The organism is Ruminococcus sp. CAG:57, from assembly GCF_000435935.1.
Classification (GTDB): Bacteria; Bacillota; Clostridia; order Oscillospirales; family Ruminococcaceae; genus Hominimerdicola; species Hominimerdicola aceti.
On record NZ_FR890772.1, the window covers coordinates 10,021 to 12,470 of the forward strand.

Below are 2,450 nucleotides of genomic sequence, written 5' to 3' on the forward strand. Positions count from 1 at the left end.
AAAACTGATTTTATGTAGTATAATTATATAAAAAAACAGGAGGAAAAGCTATGTCAAACTTAACGATCAGATTTTATTCAAATTGCCTGCGGAGATATACCACGTTTAAAATGTACCTGCCATGTGATATAAGGCAGGACTGGGGGCAGACAGATACGAAATACTCGGAAAACAGCACCAAAACGCTTTTCTTGCTGCACGGTTTTACAGGCGACGCAGAAAACTGGGTGCCTGAATATCTTTCGGACAAGTATAATTTTGCGGTAGTTATCCCCTCGGGCGAAAATTCTTTTTGGCTGGACGGACGCTCGACTGGTCATCAGTTCTGCAAATTCGTCGGCGAGGAGCTTGTGGACTATGTAAGACGAGTTTTCAGACTTGCGAAAGACGGCAGTGAAACATACATTATGGGTCTTTCAATGGGCGGATTTGGTGCACTTCATACAGCATTTGCATATCCAGAAACCTTTGGCAAGGTTGCTGCATTATCTTCGGCTCTTATCGTACACGAAGTTGCAGGAATGTCAGAGGGGCAAGGCAACGATGTGGCGAATTATGAATATTACAGAGAATGTTTCGGCGAAACCTCTGAGGTGCTGAACAGCAGGAACAATCCCGAATTTCTTATAGACAAACTTCAGCGAGAGGGCAAAAATATCCCAAATATATTTATGTGCTGCGGTACAGAAGATTTCCTGCTTGAAAACAACCGTGATCTTCACAAATTTCTTGAAAGCAGAAACGTTTCTCACGAGTATTTTGAAAGCAAAGGCAACCACGATATGATTTTTTGGAGTGAGTATGCTGAAAAGGCGGTCAAGTGGATGTTTGAGGAGAAGTAAGAGCGGTGATGTCTTTGCGGTTTCTTATGTGATAATATGAAACACAAGAAACCTCATACAAACTGCACAATATAAAAATACCCCTTGAGAAAGGGATTTCTCCTCTCTCAAAGGGTAGGTTGGCAAACTGGAATTTATCTGTCTCTTTCTTTATTTTTATCAGCATTTGCTCTTCTTTTTATTCTTAATATTAAACTATCAGGACTTTTCTTTTCTTCCGTATTTTTGCCTGCATTAGCTCTTGCTTTTATTCTTGATATCAAATTATTTGTATTTTCTTTTTTATTCTTTTCCATATAATTAACCTCCCTACAAATTCCGATTTGTATTTCTGTTTGTTTTAAAAATGGGCAATCCCGATTGGAATTGCCCATTAATTCAACAAATTATCTTACTATGTTTACTCCAACGTCTTCATCGTAGGGAAATACCAACACCGCCTTTTTATATCTTTCCAAAAGCTCGCAAACCCTTGATTTTACCGGATTTGCGACGTTTTTGTTTTTTACGAAAGTTTATATATTCTCGCAAAACCTACGCCATTTTGGCGTAAAATTGGCGTAGGTGGATATGGTGGAGTGGTGGGATTCTACTATAAAACAGTTTAGATTTTATTGGGCTGAAAAAATTAAACAGCTTTTTTAGAATCTATCTTCCAACTCATCGTTTAAAAGCTTTTCTTTAATGATAATAGTGTTCTGCCATTGATATTCTCGCTTGACAATTCGTAGATCTCATCTAACTCAAGCATTAAGCCGGTGGGGTTTCGTCCTATTATTACATATTGGTTTTGCGCATCAAAAGCAATATAGTGCCTCATTTTATCGTCCAACAGAATATCTGCATTGTCTATTACAAAAAGCTTATCCTTCGAATTTTTTATCGAAGCTTTGTAATTCTTTTTTTGGTCAAGGTAATTAAAGCACCTTATTCTTTTATCATTTGCAGACAGTTCTTCAATAAATGAATACAGAGCGGATTTGCCAACGCCAGAGTCGCCTGTGATAAAAGTAACGTTGTAATCAAAATGTAGATCAATGATGAAGGAAGTGTGGGTAGTATTGATCTCTTGCATCACGATCGGTTTAATCTTCATCGCTCCACCACTCCTTCAATTCTTCATAATCATCTATTTCTCTGCATTTCTTCTTACTCTTATCATACACGTTCACTCGTGTCATATCAAATGATATAAGCGGATAATCACAACAGATTTTTCCTTCGTCAAGAGAATAGATCATATCAAGAGCATTATCACCACATTCTCTTATGTCAAAAATCTTATCAGTATTGTACATTATATTCAATACCGTCTTGCAACTACCGGAAAGCTTATCGGTGTTCAAAGTTGTCCCGTCAAAGCGTGATTTAATCGTATACGGCCCGGTCAATTCAGCGTGGTCAATTTTTTCAATTACTCTATTTGCCCTATTATCCAGCATTTGAGCAGTATATTTGTTAAAATAAACATCGTTCAATTTAACAGTTTCTATTGATTTGGGTATCTGACCGTGTTTATATATTGTAATCATTTATTACCTCTCTAACTGCAACATATCTTTTAAAATGGAACACTGATAAATTTGTCTTGCCTTATCTTCTGAAGAA

General features: G+C 37.0%; 4 protein-coding genes. 1 reads left to right on the plus strand and 3 read right to left on the minus strand.

Going from position 1 to position 2,450, the window contains the following annotated elements; translation table 11 throughout:
• The first annotated feature begins 50 nt into the window (after nt 1–50).
• Complete coding sequence (locus tag QVO88_RS09480) at nt 51–842, plus strand: alpha/beta hydrolase family protein (protein ID WP_022288242.1); 792 nt, start codon at nt 51–53, stop codon at nt 840–842.
• A 134-nt stretch (nt 843–976) separates the two neighbouring features.
• Here QVO88_RS09480 and QVO88_RS09485 read toward each other — a convergent pair whose 3' ends face one another.
• From QVO88_RS09485 to QVO88_RS09495, 3 genes are all read right to left on the minus strand, one after another.
• A complete protein-coding gene (locus tag QVO88_RS09485) occupies nt 977–1,138 on the minus strand; it encodes a hypothetical protein (RefSeq protein WP_022288243.1) in 162 nt (53 codons plus the stop codon).
• Nucleotides 1,139–1,509: 371 nt separating this feature from the next.
• Nucleotides 1,510–1,938 (minus strand): hypothetical protein, encoded by a 429-nt coding sequence (locus QVO88_RS09490; protein ID WP_022288244.1) that lies wholly within the window; start codon nt 1,936–1,938, stop codon nt 1,510–1,512.
• Nucleotides 1,928–2,374 (minus strand): DUF4869 domain-containing protein, encoded by a 447-nt coding sequence (locus tag QVO88_RS09495; RefSeq protein ID WP_022288245.1) that lies wholly within the window; start codon nt 2,372–2,374, stop codon nt 1,928–1,930. The genes QVO88_RS09490 and QVO88_RS09495 overlap by 11 nt, the downstream gene beginning before the upstream one ends.
• Nucleotides 2,375–2,450 lie beyond the last annotated feature (76 nt).

Bases quoted from the DNA above. Each gene is read 5' to 3' on its own strand.
- QVO88_RS09480 (WP_022288242.1), top strand. From the start codon at position 51: ATGTCAAACTTAACGATCAGATTTTATTCAAATTGCCTGCGGAGATAT.
- QVO88_RS09485 (WP_022288243.1), bottom strand. From the start codon at position 1,138: ATGGAAAAGAATAAAAAAGAAAATACAAATAATTTGATATCAAGAATA.
- QVO88_RS09490 (WP_022288244.1), bottom strand. From the start codon at position 1,938: ATGAAGATTAAACCGATCGTGATGCAAGAGATCAATACTACCCACACT.
- QVO88_RS09495 (WP_022288245.1), bottom strand. From the start codon at position 2,374: ATGATTACAATATATAAACACGGTCAGATACCCAAATCAATAGAAACT.